Origin of the sequence: Methylobacterium sp. 2A (assembly GCF_009806555.1) — a bacterium.
Taxonomy (GTDB): domain Bacteria; phylum Pseudomonadota; class Alphaproteobacteria; order Rhizobiales; family Beijerinckiaceae; genus Methylobacterium.
On sequence record NZ_VUOK01000058.1, the window covers coordinates 1 to 19,632 of the forward strand.

Genomic DNA, 19,632 nt, shown 5'->3' on the forward strand with positions numbered 1-19,632 from the left:
CTCCGGCGCCTTGTCGATCTGGTCATAGGCCGTGAACGTCGCGCCGCCCGTCTCAGCCAGCACCTTCGTGATCGCCGCCGTCAGCGACGTCTTGCCGTGATCGACGTGGCCGATCGTCCCGATGTTGCAGTGCGGCTTGGTGCGGGAGAACTTTTCCTTGCCCATCAGAGCCTCCTAAATTCGAATTCGCGTTGCGGAAGAAGAGATACCTAGGCGTGAGCCTCAGGCGTACTTGGCGATGACCTTGTCGGCCTCGCCGCGCGGCACCTCTTCGTAGTGGTCGAACTGCATCGTGAAGTTCGCCCGGCCCTGCGACATGGAGCGCAGGTTGTTGACGTAGCCGAACATGTTGGCCAGCGGCACCATCGCGTTGATGACGTTGGCGTTGCCGCGCATGTCCTGGCCCTGGATCTGGCCGCGGCGGGAGTTCAGGTCGCCGATGACCGAGCCGGTATACTCTTCCGGCGAGACGACCTCGACCTTCATCACCGGCTCGAGCAGGACCGAGCCGCCCTTCTGCAGGGCCTCACGGAAGGCCGCGCGGGAGGCGATCTCGAAGGCCAGCGCCGACGAGTCGACGTCGTGGTAGGCGCCGTCGATCAGCTCGACCTTCACGTCCACCACCGGGAAGCCGGCGAGCACGCCCGCGCCGAGGACCGAGTTGAGGCCCTTCTCGACGCCGGGGATGTACTCCTTCGGCACCGCACCGCCGACGATCTTCGACTCGAACGAGAAGCCGGCGCCCGGCTCGTTCGGCTCGACCACGAACTTCACGCGGGCGAACTGGCCGGTACCGCCAGTCTGCTTCTTGTGCGTGTAGTCGATCTCCTGACGGCGGGTCAGCTTCTCGCGGTAGGCCACCTGCGGCTGGCCGATATTCGCGTCGACCTTGTAGGTGCGGCGCAGGATGTCGACCTTGATGTCCAGGTGGAGCTCGCCCATCCCCTTGAGGATGGTCTGGCCCGATTCCTGGTCGGTGGAGACGCGGAAGGACGGATCCTCGGCGGCGAGCTTCGCGAGCGCGATGCCGAGCTTCTCCTGGTCGGCCTTCGACTTCGGCTCGACGGCGATCTCGATCACCGGCTCCGGGAACTCCATCTTCTCGAGGATGACGGCCTTCTGCGCATCGCAGAGGGTGTCGCCGGTGCGGGTCTCCTTGAGGCCGGCCAGGGCGACGATGTCGCCGGCATAGGCCTCCTTGATGTCCTCGCGGTTGTTGGCGTGCATCAGCAGCATGCGGCCGACGCGCTCCTTCTTGTCGCGCGAGGAGTTGAGCACGTTGGCGCCCGACTCGACCTTGCCCGAGTACACGCGGCAGAACGTGATCGTGCCGACGTGGGGATCGTCCATGATCTTGAACGCGAGCATGGAGAAGGGATCTGAATCCGTCGGGTGACGGACGGTCTCTTCCTCGGTCTTGAAGTCGATGCCCTTGATCTCGCCGCGGTCGGCGGGGGAGGGCAGGTAGTCCACGACGGCGTCGAGGAGCGGCTGCACGCCCTTGTTCTTGAACGCCGAGCCGCAGAGCACCGGATGGAAGGCGCGCAGCTGCACGGCCTTGCGCACGAGCTTGCGCATGGCATCCTCGTCCGGCTCGGTGCCGTCGAGATAGGCCGACATGGCGTCGTCATCGAGCTCGACGCAGGCCTCGACCAGCTTGGTGCGATACTCGACGGCCTGATCCTTCAGGTCGGCCGGGATCTCGACCTCGCTGTAGTTCGCGCCCAGCGCCTCGCCCGACCAGACGATCGCCTTCATCTTGATGAGGTCGATCACGCCCTGGAAGTTGGACTCCGAGCCGATCGGCAGCTGCAGGCAGACCGGCTTGCCGGCGACGCGGTCGATGATGTCGGCCACGCACTTGAAGAAGTCGGCGCCGATCTTGTCCATCTTGTTGACGAACACGACGCGCGGCACGTCGTACTTGTCGGCCTGACGCCACACGGTCTCGGTCTGCGGCTCGACGCCCTGGTTGCCGTCGAGCACGCACACGGCGCCGTCGAGCACGCGCAGCGAGCGCTCCACCTCGATGGTGAAGTCCACGTGGCCGGGGGTGTCGATGATGTTCAGGCGCTTGTCGCGCCAGAAGCAGGTCGTCGCGGCGGACGTGATCGTGATGCCGCGCTCCTGCTCCTGTTCCATCCAGTCCATGGTGGCGGCGCCCTCATGGACCTCGCCGATCTTGTGGGACTTTCCGGTGTAGTAGAGGATCCGCTCCGTGGTCGTGGTCTTGCCGGCATCGATGTGGGCCATGATGCCGAAGTTACGGTAGTCCTCGATCGCGTGCGTGCGGGGCATCGGATTGCTCCTGAGAGACGGCGGAACCGCTTACCAGCGGTAGTGCGAGAAGGCGCGGTTGGCTTCCGCCATCCGGTGCGTGTCTTCGCGCTTCTTGACGGCGTTGCCGCGGTTGTTGGCGGCGTCGAGCAGTTCGGCCGAGAGGCGCTCGACCATGGTGCGGTCGTTGCGCGAGCGGGCGGCCTGGATCAGCCAGCGGATGGCGAGCGCCTGACGGCGCTCGGTGCGGACCTCGACGGGAACCTGGTAGGTCGCGCCGCCGACGCGGCGGGAGCGGACCTCGATCATCGGGGCGACGTTGTCGAGGGCGGCGCGGAACACCTCGATCGGGTTGGCCCGGGCGCGGTTCTCGACGATGTCGAAGGCACCGTAGACGATCCGCTCGGCGGTCGACTTCTTGCCCTCGTACATGATGGAGTTCATGAACTTCGTCAGCACCACGTCCCCGTATTTCGGGTCCGGGATGATCTCGCGCTTCTCGGCTGAGTGACGACGGGACATTGGCTTCAGCTCTCGAACAATATGGTCTTAAGCACCTGACGCAGGCCGCCTTGAGCTTTCGCCGGCGACATCCTTGTCAGGCAGTGGAAACGTGACGTCCGAAAGAACTTACTTCGGACGCTTGGCGCCGTACTTCGACCGGCGCTGCTTGCGGTTCTTCACGCCCTGCGTGTCGAGCACGCCGCGCAGGATGTGGTAGCGCACGCCCGGAAGATCCTTCACGCGGCCGCCGCGGATCATCACCACGGAGTGCTCCTGAAGGTTGTGGCCCTCACCCGGGATATAGCCGATCACCTCGAAGCCGTTGGTGAGCCGCACCTTGGCGACCTTGCGGAGCGCCGAGTTCGGCTTCTTCGGGGTCGTCGTGTAGACGCGGGTGCAGACGCCGCGCTTCTGCGGGCAAGCGTCAAGCGCCGGAACCTTGTTGCGGCTCCGCTGGATCTTCCGCGGCTGGGCGATCAGCTGGTTGATCGTCGGCATCCTGTGCCCTCTTCCTCGGTCACCTAGTCCGGACCGCGAAGAGCAGTCCGCAAAACGAATATGCGCCGGAGGGCTGGTCAGAGCCCCTCGGCGCGGTGTGGGCAGAGGAGCACGCCCGAAACCGAACGCGCTCATACCTACGGATCTGACTTACAGCGTCAGGCGATTTGATTCCTCGGAGCGCGCGGGGCGTTTGCGGCGGCGTCCGGAGCATGTCCGAGGGGGCCGTCGGCAGCCGGTGGCCGTCCGAAGTGGCGCGCTTCTAGACGCATTAGCGCAGCCGGTCAACGGCTTGCGTAAATATTCTTCCGACCGCGCGTCTGGGCAGCCATACGTCTAACGAGCGCGCCCAGCGGGACCTGATGGCGCTCCTACGCTTTGACGGCGTTGGGGCTTGGACCAAAGCGGTTCGGCCCCGCATCGCCCGCCTTCACGAGAACCGACGCGATGAACCAGACAATTGCCGCCAAGCTCGCAACTGCGGCGACTATCGCGGCGCCGCCGCCGTGCTTCGAGAAGAGAGCGGCCGGTGTCGCGACGAAGAGCACCAGTTGCGGGAGGAATGCGATCAGGCTCCACCAGCCGGAACGCCCGACATCGTGACAACGCTTGATCAGCAGGGCCAAACCGCACCACGCGGTCACAATGAAGACGATAGCGTTAAGTCCCGGGATGAGACCCAGAACGGCATCGACCACCAGCAAAACGAGGACGCCGAACAGCCAGTAATCGCTTCGCCCGACGCGGCCAGATGGGCTGAGGTAGAACGCCGCCCAATCCCGCCGCGCGAGCACCTCAGCGACGGCCGGCACCGACGAGGCCGCCCGCCCGAGGACGGGATAGATCTCGGACGCGCCCCCGTCACGGGCAATGAAATCCACCGTCTGTCCGAGTCTGACCGGGGGGCCATGTAGTTCGCTCTCTAAAAAATTATAGCGCTGACCGTCATCGCCTGAAATCACACCGAGCTTGTCGGCATTTGGCATTGCCAATACATTCCCGCGCATCTCTCGCAAAACCCTCATTGCCCGCACGATGCTTTGCCGGTGCGGATATCACAGAAAATCGAACAAGAAATTTTTGTCGTCAACATGTGGATTTCTTGGAAATTTGGAATAAAAACCCAAGAGATCTTTATATTACCATTATTTCGCGCATATTGCAAATTTACGCAGATATAAACTGCCACGACGCGAATCGAGAGCAATAATTCGGTCAATACTCGATTTGACATCACGGCCGACGTTGTCAGATATGCTTTCGTGCGTTGCGATCCGAATCCCAGCAACAGCGCTATCCCGTTCTCGGAAAGATGCCTGCCAATTGCGAGCAAGCGGCCAAGGACATCGACGCTAGCCAGCACCGCGGAGCGAAATCGGCGTTCTACATGATGGCGCACAAATGGAATACTGTCCTATTGATTGCAGCTCTAAATTTTTCCATGCTATTTGCATCGCTGTTCGGGAAATCTGCGAGACTTATTTCAGAGAGATGGCGGATATTGCAGGTTATCTAAAATTTTTTATGCATTAAAACTAGACTTTTTGTTGGCGCGAAGAGAGTCAAAGCGTTACGAGGGCCGAAAAAATCCAAAATATTGATAGAAAAATTTCTGCTTGGTGAAGAGTACATCCTCGGAGGGGAACCGATTCAGCGATCCGGTCCCGCGGGCGCACCAGATCGCGCCATCCGCTTGGCGGACGGAGTACGCGGCCCCGCCGCCCCGCCGCTCGTCAATAGACCTGGCGACATACCGCCTGCCGGCACCCGCCTCATCACACCAAATGGAGACTTGAGTGCGTAAACTTTTCGCTTTTGCCGTCGCAACCCTCCTGTCGGTGGGCGCGGCCCAGGCCGACCGCCTCGACGACATCAAGAAGGACGGCGTCCTGCGCGTCGCGTCCTTCGACAGCAACCCGCCCTTCGGCTCCGTGGACCCGGCCACCAAGCAGATCACCGGGCTCGACGTCGATTTCGCCCAGGCCATCGCCGACAAGATCGGCGTGAAGCTGGAGGTCCGGCCGACCAACCCGGCGAATCGCATCCCGCTGCTCACCTCCGGCAAGGTCGATCTGGTGCTGGCGAACTTCACCATCACCGAGGAGCGGGCCAAGCAACTCGATTTCAGCATCCCGTACTTCGCCTCCGGCCAGCAATTCCTGGCCAAGAAGGGCACGCTGTCGTCGCCCGATCAGCTGAACGGCCTGCGCATCGGCGCCGACAAGGGCACCACCAACGAGATCGTGCTGCGCCGGGACTTCCCGAAGGCCATGGTGGTCGCCTTCGACGATACGCCCTTCGCGTTCACGGCCCTGCGAAACGGCAACGTCCAGGCGATCACCCAGGACGGGCCGAAGCTCGTCGGGCTGCTGGCGAAGGTGCCGGACCGGCAGAATTACGAGATCCCGGCCTTCAGCATCTCCAACGATTATATCGGCGTCGGCATCCCGAAGGGCGAGACGCGTTTGCGGGACCTCGTGAACGAGACGCTGCGGGAGCTGGAGAAGAGCGGCAAGGCAGCCACGATCTACGACCGCTGGTTCGGCCCGAACACCGAGCAGCCGCTGCCGCGCCTGTTCCGGATCGGGGAACACGACTGATCGGATCGACGCCGTGAGCCTGTTCGGCGATCTTCTGGCGCCGCGCTACCTCGTCTGGCTGCTGCAGGGTTTCGGGATCACCCTGGCCCTGTCGGCGGCTGTCTGCCTCGCCGGCACGGTGCTGGGACTCGCGGCCTGCTGCCTGCGGGAGGTGGGCGGCCCCGCGGCGCGGCGCGCGGTGGCGGGCTTCATCGGCCTCGTGCGCAACACGCCCCTGCTGGTGCAGCTCTTCGTCTGGTATTTTGCGGTCGCGGCCCTTCTGCCGAGCGGCCTGACCGGATGGCTGAACACGCCGCACACCCTGGATCTGGGGTTCGGCGCCCTGCACTGGCCCGCCTACGAGACGCTGGCCGGCTTCGTCGGCCTGACGCTCTACGCGGCCGCCTATATCGCCGAGGAGGGCCGCGCCGGGATCAACGGCGTGCGGCCCGCCCAGCGGGAGGCGGCCCTCGCCCTGGGCCTCACGCCGATCCAGGCCTTCCGCCACATCGTCCTGCCGCAGGCCCTGCGCATCGCGTGGCTGCCGATCGTCGGCCAGTACCTCAACACGATCAAGAACACGTCGCTGACCATGACGATCGGACTCGCCGAACTGTCCTACGCGTCCCGGCAGGTGGAGACCGAGACGTTCAAGACCTTCCAGGCCTTCGGCATCGCGACGCTCCTCTATATCGGCGCGGTCGCCCTGGTGGAGGCGGGCGGGCAGGCCCTGGCCCGCCGCGCAGCGCCCGCCGGGTCACGCGCATGAACCGCGCGGTCATCACCGACAATCTCGGCTACCTGCTGGTCGGAGCCTGGCCCGACGGGCCGGTCGGCGGGCTCGCGCTGACGCTGATTCTCTCCGGCCTTTCGGGTCTCGCCTCGGCGGCGCTCGGGCTGATCCTGGGGATCGGGCTCGCGATGAGCGCAGGGGCGGCGCGGCGGGCGCTCGTCCTGGGACTCGGCTTCTTCCGGGCGATCCCGATCGTGATGCTGATCTTCTGGAGCTATTTTCTGCTGCCGATCCTGTTCGGCGTGTCGGTTCCGGAGATCGGCACCGTGGTGACGGCGCTCGCGCTCGTCGGCGGCGCCTACCTCGCCTACGGGGTCGCGGCGGGGATCGAGAGCATCGGCCGCGGCCAGTGGGAGGCCGGCCTCGCGCTGGGATTCGGCCGCTGGCAGGTGCTGCGCACCATCGTCCTGCCGCAGGCGCTGCGCGCCATGGCGCCGTCCTTCGTCAATCAATGGACCGCGCTGATCAAGGACACGTCGCTCGCCTACGTGATCGGCGTGCCCGAGCTGTCCTTCGTGGCCGCGCAGGTGAACAACCGCGCGATGGTCTACCCGGCCGAGATCTTCCTCTTCATCGGCGCGGTCTACGGCGCGCTCTGCCTGACCCTCGATCGGCTGGCGGCGGCGCTGGCGCAGGGGGCTCGGCGGGCCCCGCGGCTGAGCCGCGCCACCCCCGCATAACCCCCGGCGTGCCGGATCGGGGCAGGGGCGCCCCGCCTTGGTCTACGGAAGTTTAAAGCAAACCGTCGAAATGTCGCGATCAACGGGCGGCCGGACCGCCCCTGAGTGCGCGTCGAGGGTGTTGCGTATGGGTTGCGTCGCGGTCAGCAACGTCGTGCCGTTTCGGCGGCCCCTTCCTACCCAGGCACCGGGCGAGCGGGACGCGCGCGACCGGCGGCGCAGCGAGCAGCGCTCTCTGCTGGATGCGGTCTACGCCACCGGCAGCATGATCCTGGCCGCCGAGGATCGCGCCACCAAGCTCACGGCCTCGCGCCTGCAGGTCTACGGCTTCCTGGCGATCGAGGAGGTGCGGGAGGACGGCACCATGCGCCGCCTGCGCCCGTCCGAGGCGATCCGCGCCCGGGGCGAGCGGCCCTGGCGCCTGTCGAAACCGGCCTGCGGCGCGTCGGTGACGATCCCGAGCCTCGACGGATTCCTGTTCGAATCGGCCGGCCAGCCGGCCTGAGCCGAATCGCCGTTGCGGGATATGGGCCGGTGTGCAGATCTGCGCACCGGCTCTTTTTGTCTGGTCGCGCCGCTCCGGTGGCCGATCCTCGCGATAGGCGCCAGCAGGTTCGGCTGTCGGCCCACCTGTCGGCATGAAGCTCGGCGCAAGATCAACCGCCGCCCCTGTCCCGGGCGCATGTAGCGCCAGCAGAATGCGACCCGGGAGCCAGCACACACGGTCCACGGCATACATTCGGATGCCCCGGACCGGCTGTCCAACCCTCCACCTCATCCTGAGGTGCCGGAGCGTAGCGCAGACCTCGAAGGAGCCCTTCAGGGATCGCGCGGCTGGCTGGAGCCCTCCTTCGAGGCCCGCTTCGCGGTCACCTCAGGATGAGGTCGAGAGTGGGACCGCCCGATGCGCTTGCCATGCGGTGCTGTCGTGTACCGTGCAGCACACGACGTCGCGAAGCGTCTGCCTGGATCAGCCCGTGCCGCGCGCGCGGCGCTTCTCGTCCTGGTTCCCGGATCAGGTTCCGCTGCCGCTCCACCTGTCCAGGAAAGGGCACGCGTCATGAGCGGTGGCGCCGAAAATCCCGCCGCTCGGCTTGCCTTCCGGGTCCGCCCGTAGTATCCGCCCGGCCTTCGCGAGAAATTCGATGGGTGCTCGCACCCTGTGAACGCGGTGACCGCGCCGGTGTCCTTTCGACACCGCCAGCGCGGTCGAACACATGAGCCGGGGACGTCAGATCCCCATCAGGCGTCGTCCGCCGGGCAATACCGCCCGCGTGCGGAAACCCGCCTGAAACAAGGAGTCACGCACGTGATCCAGATGCAGACGAATCTGGACGTCGCCGACAACTCGGGTGCACGCCGCGTTATGTGCATCAAGGTCCTCGGCGGGTCGAAGCGCAAATATGCCGGCGTGGGCGACGTGATCGTCGTCTCCGTCAAGGAGGCGATCCCGCGCGGTCGCGTCAAGAAGGGCGACGTCATGAAGGCGGTCGTGGTCCGCACCGCCAAGGACGTGAAGCGCGCCGACGGTTCGGTGATCCGCTTCGACAAGAACGCCGCCGTTCTGATCAACAATCAGAAGGAGCCGATCGGCACCCGTATCTTCGGACCGGTTCCGCGCGAGCTCCGCGCCCGCAACCACATGAAGATCATCTCCCTGGCTCCGGAGGTGCTGTAATGGCTGCCAAGATCAAGAAGGGCGACACGGTCGTCGTGCTCACCGGCCGCGACTCGGGTCGCTCCGGCGAGGTTATCCAGGTTCTGCCGAAGGAAGGCCGGGCCTTCGTGCGCGGCATCAACCTGGTCAAGAAGCACCAGAAGCAGACCCAGAACCAGGAGGGCGGCATCATCTCCAAGGAGGCCGCCATCCAGCTCTCGAACATCGCGGTGGCGGATGCCAACGGCAAGCCGACCCGCGTGGGTTTCCGCATCCTCGAAGACGGGCGCAAGGTCCGGTTCGCCAAGACCACGGGGGATCAGATCGATGGCTGAGGCCGACAAGAACGCCTACACCCCGCGCCTGCGCAAGCACTACGACGAAGTGGTTCGCCAGAAGCTGATCGAAGAGTTCGGCTACAAGAACCCGATGGAAGTGCCGCAGATCACGAAGATCGTGATCAACATGGGCGTCGGCGAGTCCACCGCGGATTCCAAGAAGGCCTCCGTGGCGGCGGGCGACCTCGCCCTGATCGCCGGCCAGAAGCCGGTCATCACCCGCGCCCGCAAGGCCATCGCGACCTTCAAGGTCCGCGAGGGCATGCCGATCGGCTGCAAGGTGACGCTGCGCAAGCAGCGCATGTACGAGTTCATGGACCGGCTGATCACCATCGCGCTGCCGCGCGTGCGTGACTTCCGCGGCCTGAACCCGCGCTCGTTCGACGGCCGCGGCAACTACGCGCTGGGTCTCAAGGAGCACCTCGTGTTCCCGGAGATCTCCTACGACAAGGCCGAGCAGACCTGGGGCATGGACATCGTCGTGGCGACCACCGCCAAGACCGATGCCGAGGCCAAGGCCCTGCTCGCCGCCTTCAAGTTCCCGTTCCGGCAGTGAAGCCTGACGGCTTCAGACGCGGACACCGGAGATAGACGATATGTCGAAGAAAAGCTCAGTCGAGAAGAATGAGGCCCGCAAGGCGCTGGTGAAGCGCTTCGCGGCCAAGCGGAAGGCGCTCCTCGAGATCGCCAACAACGACGCCCTCGAGATGGAGGAGCGCTTCGAGGCGCGCCTCAAGCTCGCGGAACTGCCGCGCAACTCGTCGGCCACCCGCATCCGCAATCGCTGCGGCATGACCGGCAGACCGCGCGCCTACTACCGCAAGATGGGCATCTCGCGCGTGGCTTTGCGCGAGCTTGGCAACCGGGGCCTGATCCCCGGCCTGGTCAAGTCGAGCTGGTAAGGAGGTCCCCATGGTCAACGATCCCGTGGGCGACATGCTCACCCGCATCCGCAACGGCCAGCTGCGCCGTCGCAACGTCGTTCAGACCCCCGGCTCGCGTCTGCGCGCCAGCGTCCTGAACGTGCTGAAGGCCGAGGGCTATATCCGCGACTACGCGGCAACCGACCTCGGCAACGGCCGCACCGAGTTCGCCATCGAGCTCAAGTACTACGACGGGCGCCCCGTGATCCGCGAGATCAAGCGCGTGTCGAAGCCGGGCCGCCGGGTCTACTCGTCGGTCGGCGAGCTGCCGCACGTGGCCGACGGCCTCGGCGTCACCATCGTCTCCACCCCGCAGGGCGTCATGGCCGACCACGAGGCGCGCGAGCGCAACGTCGGCGGTGAAGTGCTCTGCACCGTGTTCTGATCGGGACGGAGGAGGTTATCCCATGTCTCGCGTAGGCAAGAAGCCGGTCCCCGTGCCGGCCGGCGTTACCGCCACGGTCACCGGTCAGACGGTGAAGATGAAGGGTTCGAAGGGCGAGCTGTCGTTCGTCGTTCCGGCCCTCGTCAACGTGGCCATGAAGGACGGCGCCATCGAGGTGCAGCCCGTCAACCAGTCCAAGCCGGCGCGCTCCCTGTGGGGCACGTCGCGCGCGCAGATCGCCAACATCGCCGAGGGCGTATCGAAGGGCTTCGAGAAGAAGCTTGAGATCACCGGCGTCGGCTATCGCGCCGCGATGGCCGGCAAGGCCCTCAAGCTGTCGCTCGGCTACAGCCACGACATCGAATACGAGATCCCGGCCGGGATCACGATCGCAACCCCGAAGCCCACCGAGATCACGATCTCCGGGATCAACCGCCAGCAGGTCGGTCAGGTCGCCGCCGAGATCCGCGAATACCGCGGACCCGAGCCCTACAAGGGCAAGGGCGTGAAGTACGCGGGCGAGTTCATCTTCCGCAAGGAAGGCAAGAAGAAGTAAGGAGGGCATCATGTCTCGCAAGCTCGAAGCCCTCGATCGCCGCAAGGCGCGCGTCCGCCGCGCGCTGCGGGCCGCCGCCAATGGCCGCCCGCGGCTCTCGGTGTTCCGCTCGTCGAAGCAGATCTACGTGCAGGTCATCGACGACGTCGCCGGCAAGACGCTGGCCTCGGCCTCGTCGATCGACAAGGCCCTCAAGGGCGAACTCAAGACCGGCGCCGACGTCGCCGCCGCGACCGCGGTGGGCAAGCTCGTCGCCGAGCGCGCCAAGGCCGCCGGCGTCACGAAGGTGATCTTCGACCGCTCCGGCTACATCTATCATGGCCGCGTCAAGGCCGTGGCCGAAGCCGCCCGCGAGGGTGGCCTGGAGTTCTAAGGCCTCCAACGGGCCTCTCTCCTCCCCCTTGCGGGGAGGAGCCGGTGGTGGGGGTGGTGCAGAAGGAACCGGTACGCTGGGTCCTGCACGACCCCCACCCCTAACCCCTCCCCGCAAGGGGGAGGGGATCGAGCGAGCGGATCGGATGATCCGCGCTAGTGAGATAGGTTGCAAAAAATGGCACGTGAACGTGAGGGCGGGGGCCGCGGCCGCCGCGAGGAGCGCGAGGAGCGCGACAGCGAATTCGTGGACAAGCTCGTCCACATCAACCGCGTCGCCAAGGTGGTGAAGGGCGGCCGTCGCTTCGGCTTCGCGGCCCTCGTCGTCGTCGGCGACCAGAAGGGCCGCGTCGGCTTCGGCCACGGCAAGGCCCGTGAGGTGCCGGAGGCCATCCGCAAGGCGACGGAAGCCGCCAAGCGCGGCCTGATCCGCGTCTCGCTCCGCGAGGGCCGGACCCTGCACCACGACGTCAACGGCCGCCACGGCGCCGGCAAGGTGATCCTCCGCGCGGCCCCGCAGGGCACCGGCATCATCGCCGGCGGCCCGATGCGCGCCGTGTTCGAGACGCTCGGCATGCAGGACGTCGTCGCCAAGTCGCTGGGTTCGTCGAACCCCTACAACCTCGTGCGCGCCACCTTCGAGGCGCTCAAGAACGAGGACAGCCCGCGCTCCGTGGCGGCCCGCCGCGGCATCAAGGTGTCGACGCTCCAGTCGCGTCGCCGCGATGCCGATCCGGCCGACCAGTCCGAAGCCGCGGTCGCGTAAGGGGAGGGTCCGATGGCAAACAAGACTCTCCGCGTCGAGCAGATCGGCTCGCCGATCCGCCGCGAGGCCAGCCAGCGCCAGACGCTGATCGGCCTCAAGCTCAACAAGCTCCACCGCGTGTCCGAGCTGGAGGATACCCCCTCCGTGCGCGGCATGATCCGCAAGGTTGCGCACCTCGTGCGCGTCCACGGCGACGTGGCGTGAGGAGGTCCCGATGAAGCTCAACCAGATCAGCGACAATCCCGGCGCCACCAAGGACCGGATGCGCGTCGGCCGGGGCATCGGCTCCGGCAAGGGCAAGACCGCGGGCCGCGGCGTGAAGGGTCAGAAGGCCCGGACCGGCGTGGCCATCAAGGGCTTCGAGGGCGGTCAGATGCCGCTGCATCGTCGCCTGCCCAAGCGCGGCTTCAACAACCTCTATGCCCAGGACCTGAACGAGGTGAACCTCGGCCGGATCCAGGAGGCGGTCGACGCGGGCAAGCTCGACAAGGCCGCCACCGTGACGGTGGAGAGCCTTGTCGCCGCCGGCATCATCGCCCGTCCCCGCGACGGCGTGAAGCTGCTCGGCGTCGGCGAGCTGACCGCGAAGCTCAGCTTCGAGGTCACCCGCGCCTCCAAGTCCGCCGTCGAGGCGGTCGAGAAGGCCGGCGGCTCGGTCACCACCGTCTACGCCCAGGGTGCCTCGACCCGCGGCGGCAGCGAGGCGGCCTCGGCCTGACGGGGCGACGCCTGGACCCGTTGCACGGGCCCGGCGCACCCTTTAAGCAGATCCTTCGAGCGGCGGCCCTGCGACCACGCGGGCCGCCGTTTTTCGTTTCATCCGGGCCTACTCGCCCGGCGACATGTCCAGGACGCGACGCTTATGGCCTCAGCCGCCGAGCAGCTTGCCGCCAACCTCAATTTCGGTGCGATCGCCAAGGCCGATGAGCTGAAGAAGCGCATCTGGTTCACCCTCGGCGCCCTCGTGGTGTTCCGGCTGGGCACGTACATCCCGATTCCCGGCATCGATCCGGAGCAGTTCGCCCGCAACTTCCAGCAGCAGTCGGGCGGCGTGCTGGGCCTGTTCAACATGTTCTCGGGCGGCGCCGTCGAGCGCATGGCGATCTTCGCCCTGAACATCATGCCCTACATCTCGGCCTCGATCATCGTGCAGCTCCTGACCTCGGTGATCCCGAGCCTGGAGGCGCTGAAGAAGGAGGGCGAGTCCGGCCGCAAGGTCATCAACCAGTATACCCGCTACCTGACGGTGGTGCTGGCGCTGGTCCAGTCCTGGGGCATCGCCATCGGCCTGCAGAGTTCCTCGGCCGCCATCGACCCCGGCCCGTTCTTCCTGGCCTCGACGGTGATCACGCTGACCGGCGGAACCCTGTTCCTGATGTGGCTCGGCGAGCAGATCACCTCGCGCGGCATCGGCAACGGCTCGTCACTGATCATCTTCGCCGGCATCGTCGCCCACCTGCCGGTGGCGATCGCGGGCGCCCTTGAGCTGGGCCGTACCGGCGCGCTGTCCCCGGCCGTGATCCTGGGCGTGGCCGTGGCCGCCGTGGCGCTCGTCTACTTCATCGTGTTCATGGAGCGCGCCCAGCGCCGGCTCCTGATCAACTACCCGAAGCGTCAGGTCGGCAACCGCATGTACGAGGGCCAGACCTCGTTCCTGCCGCTCAAGCTCAACACCTCGGGCGTGATTCCGCCGATCTTCGCCTCGTCGCTGCTGCTGCTGCCGGCCACTGCTGCCAGCTTCTCGGCCAATGGCGGCGCCACCGGCTGGCTCGGCACGGTCACGGCCTATCTCGGCCACGGCACGCCGCTGTTCATGGTGCTCTACGCGGCGCTGATCATCTTCTTCACGTTCTTCTACACCGCGGTGGTCTTCAACCCGCAGGAGACGGCCGACAACCTGAAGAAGCATGGCGGCTTCATCCCGGGCATCCGCCCCGGTGAGCGCACCGCCGCCTTCATCGACAAGGTGCTGACCCGCATCACGGTGATCGGCGCCCTGTACCTGACCCTGGTGTGCCTGTGCCCGGAGATCCTGTCGTCCTACGCGGCGGCGAGCCTCGGCTTCGGCGGCACCTCGCTGCTCATCGTGGTCTCGGTCACGATGGATACGGTGGCCCAGATCCATGGGCACCTGATGGCCCACCAATACGAGGGCCTCGTGAAGAAGGCCAAGCTGCGTGGCGCCTCGACCACGCAACGTCGGCGCTGAGGCTGATACAGAGACGGGACGGAAACAAGGAACCTCCCGCCTCTGGCACAAAGGTCCGGGTGCCTCCGCGCCCGGGACCCGCTAGAAATCCCGAACCCGGCGATGCCAGGGAGGCTTCGCCACTGCCGATGGGCCCACGGAGCGTGGGTCGAACGAGGATAACGCCATGCGCATCATTCTGCTCGGGCCGCCCGGCGCGGGGAAGGGGACGCAATCCGAGCGGATCGTACAGCGCTTCGGCATCCCGCAGCTCTCCACCGGCGACATGCTCCGGGCGGCGGTCGCTGCCGGCACGCCGGTCGGGCTGGAGGCCAAGGCCGTGATGGAATCGGGCGGCCTCGTCTCCGACCGGATCGTCGTCGGCATCGTGGCCGACCGGATCGAGGAGCCGGATGCCCGCCGCGGCTTCATCCTGGACGGCTTCCCGCGCACGGTCGCGCAGGCGGAAGCGCTGGGCGAGATGCTGGCCGGCAAGGGGCTCAAGCTGTCCGCCGTCATCGAGCTGAAGGTGGACGAGGACGCGCTCATCGGCCGGATCGAGAATCGCGCGGCGGAGACTTTGGCCCGCGGCCAGGCCGTGCGGAAGGACGACACGCCGGAGGTGTTCAAGCAGCGCCTGGAGGCGTACCGCGCCCAGACGGCACCGCTCTCGGCCTACTACGCCGAGAAGGGCATGCTTCAGACCGTCGACGGCATGCAGCCGATCGACAAGGTCACGGCTGACCTGATGGCCTTGCTGGAGCCGCATGCGGAGCCGGTCGCGTCCTGACGGCGCGGCTCAGGCGGCGCTTCGTTGAGCGCCCCCGTCGAGCCACGCGAGCGCTCTGTCGAGATGGGCGGGATCCAGGACGTAGGTCGTCTGGCTCGGCCGTGTGGGGTCGAGGGCCGTCCCGTAACAGACGCCGTAGCGGTGGCCTCGGGCGGCCGCGAGATCCAGGAAGTACGGGTCGGGAAAGCTGTCCGGTGCCAAATGGAGCACCGGCGTTCCCGGCCGGCAGAACAGCGTGTTGACCATCGCGGCGCCCATGCAGCCGACGACGGCCTCCGCGCCGGCGAAGACCGCGACCTGCTCCAGCGCCGGGGCGCCCTCCGGATCGAAGGGCCGATAGCCTCGCGCCTGCAACAGCGTGCAGATCTCGTCCCAGGCAACCGGTACCCGGCCCCGCGCGGCGCGGCGCGTCACGAAGATCCGCTTCGGGCGGACGGGTATCAGGCGCCACCAGCGCTTCGCCTGACGTCGAATCAGCGCTTCGCCGGCGGCCGCGAGGTCGGCGAGCGCGTCCGGATGCTTCGGACCCGGCTGGCCGCTGACCGGGGATACGAAGTACAGGTCCGCGGCGCGATAAGCGGTATCCGGGCGGAGCAGGCGCAGTTGCACGTCAGCGCGTTCTGAGAGGGCGCGCATGAGTTCGATCTTCCTGCGATCGATCGCTGGAACGAAGCCGTGCATGAGCACGCAGAGCGGCCGGCCGGCGGCGATCCGTGAGACGGCCCGGAAGCGGGGAAGATCCTCCGCCAGCCAATGGCCCCAGTTGAAGGTGCCCGAGGACGTCAGCAGAAGATACGCGTGCGTGTCCGGCAGCACCTGCGGGGCGTGACAGGGGCCGGGCATCCCGACCGCGTACAGGTCGGCCGGGCGATAGGTCTCGAACAGCGGCAGGCTGGCGCCGTCTCGCTGGATGGTGATGCCGCGGTCGCGGATGCAGGCCCCCTCGATGCGGACGACGACACAAGCGGGCGCCACGACCGGTCCGCCCCCCGCCGCCGCCAGGGCCGCCGCCAAGCGCGGTTTGAGGGCGGCATCTCCGAAGATCGCCGCCTGATCGAGCGAGCGCCCGTACCGGGACGGCTCGTAGAGGGTCGCCACCGTCACGATTTCCGGCGCCTTTCGCGCTCGCAAACCTTCGAGGTGGTGTTGATCACCGGGGAATCCGCCCGCTCTATAAATCGATGGATCGCAAGAAAGATCGTTTGACTCATCCATGAGCGTCACGCTCGCCATAATAAATCAAATAACGAAATGGCTGATTTTGCTAGACAACATAACACAATGACGGATCCGAACACGCCAAGATGTCCGTATCAGGCAGAACGCCGGTCAATTTGCTTTATTTATTCGCTAAAGATGTGTTTTCGCGAAAAATATCTTGTACATTTAGAGAGATACGGGGCTACGTATGGATATTAGCATCATAAAACAGAAGAAAATGAGCCGGGTCATCCTGCGGGCCGGATTATCGGCCCAGCCGGCGGCAAGTGCCCTGCAACATCGGGACAACACACAGCAACCCAGCCGACTTCACGGGAGGCGTGGAGCAGCCCGGCGCGGACAGGGGGCGTGAACCACGACCGGCACGCGGCGTTGTCCGCGCAACCCGTTCTGGAGTCCACGATGACCCTCCGGCACCTGCTCACGAGCGTGATCGCCTCGGCCCTGGTGGTTTCGTCCCTGCCGGCCCTGGCGCAGAGCCCGGCGCAATCCTTCGTGTATCGGCAGAAGCAGTTCCGGCACGCCTGCCGACCACCCCTGAAATTCGCGGCCGGCGCGTGCGTCCGCCGCTGCCCGGCCGGCTACCAGAACACGGGCGGCTATTGTCGGCTGCGCAACCAGGGCTTCCGCTGAGTTGCCGGACTCCGCTCAGATCCGCCCCTCGCGGCGCAGGCTGCCGAAGAAGTTCACGACATCCATCTGAAGCGACCGATGGCCGAACAGGCGGAGGGGATAGCCCTCCGTGGTGCCGTCGCGCAGTTCGATCATGGCCGTCATCGCATTATAGCGGAACACCATCCGCCGCCCGGCGAAGGTCGCCCAAAGCAGGCCCGGCCCATCCTCCCCCTCTTGGAGGGCGACGGACCCCGGCTCCGCCTCGGCCAGGACGCCGCCGATCACCGCCAGGGTTACCGGCAGGACCTCCACCAGCGTCTCCTCCGCGGCGCGGAGCACCGCATCGGCGAAGGCCCGCAGGGTGGCACCGTCGCTGGTCAGAACCGCCATCTTCGCTCCTCGTTCACCTCACGCGTCGCACCGCGCGACGCATGGCCGGGCAGGGTTCTGCCCATTCTTCGTTGACATCGCCGCGCATGCGCGCTAGCAGGCGCTCCTTCGTCCAACCGAACGATGGTCCGAGGTACCCTGTCCAGGGTTGCCCACGGGCCGCGTTGTCGTTTCGCGTGCGCAGGGGCCGGCCTCCACCGGACGCGCACAAGACAGGCCCGGTTCCCCGGGTCCCATATGGAGAGTGATCGTGGCCCGTATCGCAGGCGTCAACATCCCGACCAACAAGCGCGTCGTCATCGCGCTTCAGTACATCCACGGCATCGGCGCCAAGAAGGCCGAGGAGATCACCCAGAAGGTGAACATCCCCGCCGAGCGCCGGGTCAACCAGCTGACCGACGCCGAGGTTCTCGCGATCCGCGAGACGATCGACCGTGACTACCTCGTCGAGGGCGATCTGCGCCGCGAAGTCTCGATGAACATCAAGCGCCTGATGGATCTCGGCGCCTATCGCGGCCTGCGTCACCGCAAGCAGCTGCCGGTCCGCGGCCAGCGCACCCACACCAACGCCCGCACCCGCAAGGGCAAGGCGAAGCCGATCGCCGGCAAGAAGAAGTAATTTTCTGGGATTGGGAGGCCGTGCTTTGCTCGGCCTCCTTCCCGTCGCGCCGGGTGCCCCGCGAGGAGCCCGGCTTTGGCACGACGATCCTGCACGGACGCGCCGGCCAAGTCCTAAAAGAATCCCGAGCGCCTGGTGTTACGGGCGTGTCTGAAGGAAGAGTGAGACCAGAATGGCCAAGGAACCGCAACGCGTCCGCCGCCGCGAGCGCAAGAACATCGTGTCGGGCGTCGCCCACGTGAACGCCTCGTTCAACAACACGATGATCACCATCACGGACGCGCAGGGCAACACGATCTCGTGGTCGTCGGCCGGCGCGATGGGCTTCAAGGGCTCGCGGAAGTCGACCCCCTACGCCGCCCAGGTCGCCGCCGAGGATGCCGGCCGCAAGGCCGCCGAGCACGGCATGCGCACCCTTGAGGTCGAGGTGTCGGGTCCGGGTTCGGGCCGCGAATCGGCGCTGCGCGCCCTCCAGGCCGCGGGCTTCACGGTGACCTCGATCCGCGACGTCACCTCGATCCCGCACAATGGCTGCCGGCCGCGCAAGCGCCGCCGCGTCTGATCCAGAGTCCCGAAGCCCTTTGACGGAGAAGCTCATGACGGGATCGAAGCCGCTTCCGGGCGTGCTGCGTTGGAACCTCGGCGACCTCACGGTCACCGCGCTCAACGACGGCTGGTTTCAGGCCAGCCTCGATCTGGTCACGGGCATCTCCAAGGAGGAGGCCGGGCGGCTCCAGCGGGCCGGCTTCCGCACCGAGCAGCCCAAGATCACGCTGAACGCCTTCCTGATCACGGGACCCGGCCTCAAGCCGACCCTGATCGACACGGGCTACGGCGATCTGGCGCCCGCTCCGACCCTCGGCCGGGCCGGGGCGGCGCTGGCGGCCACGGGCGTGAAGCCCGAGGAGATCGGCACGGTGCTCGTCACGCACCTGCACCCCGACCATGTCGGCGGGCTCGTGAAGGACGGCGCGGCGCGCTACCCGAACGCCGAGATCGTGCTGCATGCCGATGAGGCGGCGCACTGGCTGCCGGACGAAGCCCTCGCGGGGGCGCCGGACGAGGCGAAGCCCTATTTCGAGGGCGCCCGCAAGGCCGTGGCGCCCTATGCCGGCAAGGTGCGCGAACACCGGGGCGGCGAGGTTCTTCCGGGGATCACGGCAATCCACCTGCCCGGCCATACGCCGGGCCATTGCGGTTTCCGCATCGTCTCCGGTGGACAGTCGCTGATGATGTGGACGGACGTGGTGCACCTGCCGGCGATCCAGTTCAAGAACCCGGAGGCTGGCGTCGCCTTCGATGTCGATGGCGACCAGGCGCGGGAGACGCGCAAGCGCATCCTGGACGAGGTGGCCAGCGAGCGCACGCTCATCGCCGGCGGCCATCTCGAATTCCCGGCTCTCGGCTACGTGGATCGGGACGGGGCGGGCTACAGCTTCGTGCCGGTGCTGTGGGTCGGCGGCGAGTAACGACGGACAGAC

The 19,632-nt window shown here is 66.6% G+C and carries 27 protein-coding genes; 20 read left to right on the plus strand and 7 right to left on the minus strand.

Annotated features, from left to right (window positions below):
* The 5 genes from FVE89_RS24920 to FVE89_RS24940 all read right to left on the minus strand — a co-directional run.
* Nucleotides 1-165: GTP-binding protein (locus FVE89_RS24920; protein WP_246731177.1), on the minus strand; the 165-nt coding region annotated here is incomplete at its 3' end.
* A 57-nt stretch (nucleotides 166-222) separates the two neighbouring features.
* Entirely contained in the window at nucleotides 223-2,298 is a 2,076-nt protein-coding gene (gene fusA / locus FVE89_RS24925) for an elongation factor G (RefSeq protein WP_161392851.1), read from the minus strand.
* Nucleotides 2,299-2,328: 30 nt separating this feature from the next.
* The gene (gene rpsG / locus FVE89_RS24930; protein ID WP_012319183.1) at nucleotides 2,329-2,799 is read right to left on the minus strand and encodes a 30S ribosomal protein S7; all 471 of its coding nucleotides are present in this window, start codon (nucleotides 2,797-2,799) and stop codon (nucleotides 2,329-2,331) included.
* A 108-nt stretch (nucleotides 2,800-2,907) separates the two neighbouring features.
* Complete coding sequence (gene rpsL, locus FVE89_RS24935; RefSeq protein ID WP_007557568.1) at nucleotides 2,908-3,279, minus strand: 30S ribosomal protein S12; 372 nt, start codon at nucleotides 3,277-3,279, stop codon at nucleotides 2,908-2,910.
* A 371-nt stretch (nucleotides 3,280-3,650) separates the two neighbouring features.
* The gene (locus FVE89_RS24940) at nucleotides 3,651-4,265 is read right to left on the minus strand and encodes a DUF805 domain-containing protein (RefSeq protein ID WP_161392852.1); all 615 of its coding nucleotides are present in this window, start codon (nucleotides 4,263-4,265) and stop codon (nucleotides 3,651-3,653) included.
* An 810-nt stretch (nucleotides 4,266-5,075) separates the two neighbouring features.
* Here FVE89_RS24940 and FVE89_RS24945 point away from each other — a divergent pair.
* From FVE89_RS24945 to FVE89_RS25020, 16 genes are all read left to right on the plus strand, one after another.
* Nucleotides 5,076-5,879, plus strand: coding sequence for an ABC transporter substrate-binding protein (locus tag FVE89_RS24945; RefSeq protein ID WP_161392853.1), 804 nt, complete (start codon nucleotides 5,076-5,078; stop codon nucleotides 5,877-5,879).
* A gap of 13 nt (nucleotides 5,880-5,892) precedes the next feature.
* On the plus strand, nucleotides 5,893-6,627 hold the full coding sequence (locus FVE89_RS24950; protein WP_342389599.1) for an amino acid ABC transporter permease: 735 nt from the start codon (nucleotides 5,893-5,895) through the stop codon (nucleotides 6,625-6,627).
* A complete protein-coding gene (locus tag FVE89_RS24955) occupies nucleotides 6,624-7,331 on the plus strand; it encodes an amino acid ABC transporter permease (protein ID WP_161392854.1) in 708 nt (235 codons plus the stop codon). The genes FVE89_RS24950 and FVE89_RS24955 overlap by 4 nt, the downstream gene beginning before the upstream one ends.
* A gap of 127 nt (nucleotides 7,332-7,458) precedes the next feature.
* A complete protein-coding gene (locus tag FVE89_RS24960) occupies nucleotides 7,459-7,836 on the plus strand; it encodes a hypothetical protein (protein ID WP_161392855.1) in 378 nt (125 codons plus the stop codon).
* A gap of 804 nt (nucleotides 7,837-8,640) precedes the next feature.
* Nucleotides 8,641-9,009, plus strand: a complete 369-nt coding sequence (gene rplN / locus FVE89_RS24965; protein WP_010686182.1) for a 50S ribosomal protein L14 — start codon at nucleotides 8,641-8,643, stop codon at nucleotides 9,007-9,009.
* Nucleotides 9,009-9,323: a 50S ribosomal protein L24 gene (rplX, locus tag FVE89_RS24970; protein WP_161392856.1), complete on the plus strand. Its 315-nt coding sequence runs from the start codon at nucleotides 9,009-9,011 to the stop codon at nucleotides 9,321-9,323. The genes rplN and rplX overlap by 1 nt, the downstream gene beginning before the upstream one ends.
* A complete protein-coding gene (rplE, locus tag FVE89_RS24975) occupies nucleotides 9,316-9,882 on the plus strand; it encodes a 50S ribosomal protein L5 (RefSeq protein WP_043348261.1) in 567 nt (188 codons plus the stop codon). Before rplX ends, rplE begins: the two co-directional genes overlap by 8 nt.
* A gap of 40 nt (nucleotides 9,883-9,922) precedes the next feature.
* The gene (gene rpsN / locus FVE89_RS24980) at nucleotides 9,923-10,228 is read left to right on the plus strand and encodes a 30S ribosomal protein S14 (protein WP_010686179.1); all 306 of its coding nucleotides are present in this window, start codon (nucleotides 9,923-9,925) and stop codon (nucleotides 10,226-10,228) included.
* A gap of 10 nt (nucleotides 10,229-10,238) precedes the next feature.
* A complete protein-coding gene (rpsH, locus tag FVE89_RS24985; protein ID WP_091715665.1) occupies nucleotides 10,239-10,634 on the plus strand; it encodes a 30S ribosomal protein S8 in 396 nt (131 codons plus the stop codon).
* Between the two features lie 22 nt (nucleotides 10,635-10,656).
* Nucleotides 10,657-11,190: a 50S ribosomal protein L6 gene (rplF, locus tag FVE89_RS24990; RefSeq protein WP_161392857.1), complete on the plus strand. Its 534-nt coding sequence runs from the start codon at nucleotides 10,657-10,659 to the stop codon at nucleotides 11,188-11,190.
* Between the two features lie 10 nt (nucleotides 11,191-11,200).
* A complete protein-coding gene (gene rplR / locus FVE89_RS24995; protein ID WP_012319174.1) occupies nucleotides 11,201-11,563 on the plus strand; it encodes a 50S ribosomal protein L18 in 363 nt (120 codons plus the stop codon).
* Between the two features lie 177 nt (nucleotides 11,564-11,740).
* A complete protein-coding gene (rpsE, locus tag FVE89_RS25000) occupies nucleotides 11,741-12,328 on the plus strand; it encodes a 30S ribosomal protein S5 (RefSeq protein WP_091715660.1) in 588 nt (195 codons plus the stop codon).
* A gap of 12 nt (nucleotides 12,329-12,340) precedes the next feature.
* Nucleotides 12,341-12,532 carry a 50S ribosomal protein L30 gene (gene rpmD, locus FVE89_RS25005; protein WP_161392858.1) on the plus strand — a complete coding sequence of 64 codons (192 nt, stop codon included), beginning with the start codon at nucleotides 12,341-12,343 and terminating at the stop codon, nucleotides 12,530-12,532.
* Nucleotides 12,533-12,542: 10 nt separating this feature from the next.
* Nucleotides 12,543-13,046, plus strand: coding sequence for a 50S ribosomal protein L15 (gene rplO, locus FVE89_RS25010; RefSeq protein ID WP_161392859.1), 504 nt, complete (start codon nucleotides 12,543-12,545; stop codon nucleotides 13,044-13,046).
* A gap of 144 nt (nucleotides 13,047-13,190) precedes the next feature.
* On the plus strand, nucleotides 13,191-14,537 hold the full coding sequence (gene secY / locus FVE89_RS25015) for a preprotein translocase subunit SecY (RefSeq protein WP_161392860.1): 1,347 nt from the start codon (nucleotides 13,191-13,193) through the stop codon (nucleotides 14,535-14,537).
* 166 nt (nucleotides 14,538-14,703) lie between these two features.
* Nucleotides 14,704-15,306 carry an adenylate kinase gene (locus tag FVE89_RS25020; RefSeq protein WP_161392861.1) on the plus strand — a complete coding sequence of 201 codons (603 nt, stop codon included), beginning with the start codon at nucleotides 14,704-14,706 and terminating at the stop codon, nucleotides 15,304-15,306.
* A 9-nt stretch (nucleotides 15,307-15,315) separates the two neighbouring features.
* Here the strand turns inward: FVE89_RS25020 and FVE89_RS25025 are convergent, their stop codons facing one another.
* A complete protein-coding gene (locus FVE89_RS25025) occupies nucleotides 15,316-16,404 on the minus strand; it encodes a glycosyltransferase family 61 protein (protein WP_161392862.1) in 1,089 nt (362 codons plus the stop codon).
* Between the two features lie 525 nt (nucleotides 16,405-16,929).
* On the opposite strand from FVE89_RS25025, the gene FVE89_RS25030 reads away from it, so the two are divergent.
* Nucleotides 16,930-17,160, plus strand: a complete 231-nt coding sequence (locus FVE89_RS25030) for a hypothetical protein (protein ID WP_161392863.1) — start codon at nucleotides 16,930-16,932, stop codon at nucleotides 17,158-17,160.
* Between the two features lie 15 nt (nucleotides 17,161-17,175).
* Here the strand turns inward: FVE89_RS25030 and FVE89_RS25035 are convergent, their stop codons facing one another.
* Entirely contained in the window at nucleotides 17,176-17,532 is a 357-nt protein-coding gene (locus FVE89_RS25035) for a hypothetical protein (protein WP_161392864.1), read from the minus strand.
* 250 nt (nucleotides 17,533-17,782) lie between these two features.
* On the opposite strand from FVE89_RS25035, the gene rpsM reads away from it, so the two are divergent.
* The 3 genes from rpsM (at nucleotide 17,783) to FVE89_RS25050 (ending at nucleotide 19,620) form a co-directional block, all read left to right on the plus strand.
* Nucleotides 17,783-18,151 carry a 30S ribosomal protein S13 gene (gene rpsM, locus FVE89_RS25040; protein WP_161392865.1) on the plus strand — a complete coding sequence of 123 codons (369 nt, stop codon included), beginning with the start codon at nucleotides 17,783-17,785 and terminating at the stop codon, nucleotides 18,149-18,151.
* A 172-nt stretch (nucleotides 18,152-18,323) separates the two neighbouring features.
* Nucleotides 18,324-18,713: a 30S ribosomal protein S11 gene (gene rpsK / locus FVE89_RS25045; protein ID WP_010686167.1), complete on the plus strand. Its 390-nt coding sequence runs from the start codon at nucleotides 18,324-18,326 to the stop codon at nucleotides 18,711-18,713.
* A gap of 34 nt (nucleotides 18,714-18,747) precedes the next feature.
* The gene (locus FVE89_RS25050) at nucleotides 18,748-19,620 is read left to right on the plus strand and encodes an MBL fold metallo-hydrolase (protein ID WP_161392866.1); all 873 of its coding nucleotides are present in this window, start codon (nucleotides 18,748-18,750) and stop codon (nucleotides 19,618-19,620) included.
* The last annotated feature ends 12 nt before the right edge of the window (nucleotides 19,621-19,632 follow it).